The 3,514-nt window shown below is 42.6% G+C and carries 1 protein-coding gene and 1 pseudogene; both read left to right on the top strand.

The features are described 5' to 3' along the window. Positions 1-227: 227 nt before the first annotated feature. A pseudogene (locus FD23_RS09470) lies at positions 228-741 on the top strand (BlaI/MecI/CopY family transcriptional regulator). 6 nt (positions 742-747) lie between these two features. After that, positions 748-2,994, top strand: a complete 2,247-nt coding sequence (locus FD23_RS07995; RefSeq protein WP_025896488.1) for a heavy metal translocating P-type ATPase — start codon at positions 748-750, stop codon at positions 2,992-2,994. The last annotated feature ends 520 nt before the right edge of the window (positions 2,995-3,514 follow it).

Here is a 3,514-nt window from a genome sequence, read left to right as displayed (position 1 = left end):
TGTTTTGGTCGACTAAATTATATCAAGCGAACAAAGGCCTTGTGCTTTTTTATTGGCTAAACTATTGAATTTTCAAGGTACGAGCCCACGTTTGCAAGTGGGAAGTTTAAGTAATGTAATGGTATTTTCTGGCAGAAAGGTTGCATTATTGTGACTGCAGTTGTAAACTAATAAGTGTTAAGAGGCTACAAATGTAAACTTAGAATTCAATTAATGTAGGAAGCCAATTGAAGGATGGATGCAAAGATGTAACCATCACCGATTCTGAATGGATGGTTATGAGAGCAATTTGGACAATGGGACATGCGACTAGTCGTTAACTAATCGATGCTATGAACGAATTAGAAGGCTGGTCAGCTTCAACAACCAAAACGCTACTTCACAGGTTGATTCAAAAACAGGCGGTTGCGCAGCATGGCGGCAGTCGACCATTCACGTATAAGCCGGTTGTTGGCGAGAAGGAATCAATGGCGGCAGCGGCAGATGATTTGTTTGACCATATGTGTGCGATGCGGGCTGGTTCAACAATTTGCCGGCGTTATTCAGTCAAGGGAACTCTCACGGGCGGATATTGCGAACTTACAGGCGATTCTCATTCATATAGTGGCATGGTGCTCCGCAAAGCAGAAGCCTAAATATAAGAACCTGGTGGAAAAATCCCGAGCCCGGGGATTTCCACACAAGGAACTTATATTCCGGCTTCTAACCGCTTTGCTACGCACACTTATTTTTAGGGGGTAGATAATCATGGCAAATAAAGAGGACCATATGAACATGAAAAACATGAGTGCTAAGAATATGGAAAATAATGAATCAAATATGAGTCATATGGATCATGATGACATGAAAATGGATCACGATATGACTGAAACGGATCATAATCAAATGAACATGGACCACGATATGGCCGAAATGGATCACAGCCAAATGAACATGAATCACGAAACTATGAATATGAGTGGGATGAATCACGGTGATATGGATATGGCTGGGACCGACATGATGATGCACGGTGGCTCAATGATGCATATGGGGAATTTGAAAGTTAAATTTTGGGTCTCCGTTGTCTTAGCGATTCCAGTTTTACTGTTAGCGCCAATCATGGGTTTAAACGTTTCCATCCTTAGTTTCGGTTCACCGCTAATTGTTGGCATTATCATCGTTTTGTTTGATACAGCACTTTACTTTTATGGCGGAATGCCATTTTTAAAGGGGGCTAAAGCGGAAATTCAAGATAAATCTCCTGAAATGATGACGCTAGTAACCCTTGGAATTTCCGTTTCGTATTTCTTCAGTTTGTACGCATTTATTGCCAACAACTTCTTGAACCCGGCAAATCATGTAATGGATTTTTCGTTCGAACTTGCAACCCTGATTTTAATTATGCTTCTAGGACACTGGATTGAAATGAATGCATTGATGGGGGCTGGGGATGCCTTACAAAAGATGGCGGCTCTGTTGCCTAAGACGGCCCATCTAGTTACAGATAATGGTGAAACAAAAGAAGTGCCAGTATCTGATTTAAAAGTTGGTCAAGTTGTCCAAGTGCGTTCAGGTGAGAGTATTCCAGCCGATGGTGTTATTACGGCTGGGGAGTCGACCGTGAATGAAGCACTGGTAACCGGTGAATCTGCTGCCGTTACCAAGAACGTTGGCGATAAGGTCATTGGTGGTACAACCAACAATAACGGGACGATAACGGTTAAAATTAGTGGTACTGGTGACTCCGGCTATCTTTCTCAAGTAATGAAAATGGTTCAAAATGCCCAGCAAGCTAAATCTAAAGCAGAAGATAAAGCTGATTTAGTTGCCAAGTATCTATTTTACGCGGCACTTGGTGTTGGGATTATTGCTTTCTTTGCCTGGTTACCCCAGGGATTAGAGACTGCAATGACGATCATGGTGACCGTCTTCGTGATTGCTTGCCCGCATGCGTTAGGATTAGCGATTCCATTAGTGGTTTCTCGTTCTACTACGATTGGCGCTCAAAATGGGCTATTAGTTCGAAATCGCCAAGCCATTGAAGCAAGTCAACATGTTAGCCACGTTCTCTTGGATAAAACTGGCACGTTAACAGAAGGTAAATTTACGGTGAATGCATTGATTCCAAATGATGGGATTGACGAAACAACGTTATTAAGCCGACTGGCCGCCCTTGAAAATAATTCGACTCATCCGCTGGCCCAAGCAATCATTGCTGAAGCCCAAGCGAAGGACATTGAAGTCGTTGCGGCTGAAAAGTCTCAAAATATTCCGGGCGTTGGTATTTCCGGTAATGTTGATGGCACTGACTATATGATTGTTAATGGTAACTATTTAACGAAGCAAGGGATTAGGTTTGACGAGGCCGCTGCTGATAAATGGGCTGCTAAGGGTAATTCCGTCAGCTTCCTATTGCAGGGCACCCAAGTTCAAGGAATGGTTGCTGAAGGCGACACTATCAAAGCGGGTGCTAAGGAATTAATTAGTGGTCTTCAGAGGCGAGGAATTACCCCCGTAATGCTCACTGGCGATAATCCAAAAGCCGCGGAACACGTTGCTAACTTACTAGGATTGACTGAATTTCATGCAGGCCTATTACCAGATGATAAGCAAAAGATTATTGCTGATTATCAAGCAAAGGGCAATCACGTCATCATGGTTGGTGACGGCGTAAATGACGCACCAAGTCTTGCCGCGGCCGATATTGGAATTGCAATTGGCGCCGGAACCGATGTTGCCATTGATTCCGCTGATGTTGTGTTGGTTAAATCAGAACCCAGCGATATTTTACATTTTCTTGATTTGGCTAAAATCACAAATCGGAAAATGGTTCAAAATCTCTGGTGGGGAGCAGGCTACAATATTGTCGCAATTCCACTCGCTGCTGGTGTGTTGTCATTTGTTGGAATCATTCTAAACCCAGCCGTTGGTGCTGCGGTCATGGCGATGTCGACAATTATCGTGGCAATTAATGCGATGGGATTGACTGATGAAAAGATTAAAAACGTGTAATTAAGTGATGACAAAAAGAGGAGAAAGATCAGCTGGTAGTCTGGCCTTTCTCCTCTTTATGATCATCATGTTAATTACTTATCTGGTCGCCAGATTGTAAAATTAAACTGAACACTGTTCCGATCCAGTAAGAAAAATCGTTTTCACTGGATTAGAGCACAAAAAATCCATTTCAACCATCTGGTAGAATATGAATTACCACAAACATTTCTAGAGAGGTTAAAATGGATCATTCATATTCTAACACTAAACCACACCAAAAGGGCAAGCACCTTAATCGGTATGGCGATTCCGCCAGAGGGGATGAAGCATATTTTGATGGCCGTGCTTAAGACGTTTGCAGGCGTAGATTATCCGAGTGTTGAACCTACTGAGCGTTTACAGCCAGAAATCCTCTTCAATGTCAGCGGTAGCGAAGTCGCAAACTTAGTTAAACATTAATAGAGCATAAGAAAACTGTTTCCGGTAAGAGCTGGAAACAGTTTTTTGTATGTATTCAGACTAAGTTTAGGCGAATTCC

The organism is Lactobacillus delbrueckii subsp. delbrueckii DSM 20074 = JCM 1012, from assembly GCF_001433875.1.
In the GTDB taxonomy this organism is placed as follows: domain Bacteria; phylum Bacillota; class Bacilli; order Lactobacillales; family Lactobacillaceae; genus Lactobacillus; species Lactobacillus delbrueckii.
This window is presented reverse-complemented; position numbering and strand designations above follow the sequence as displayed.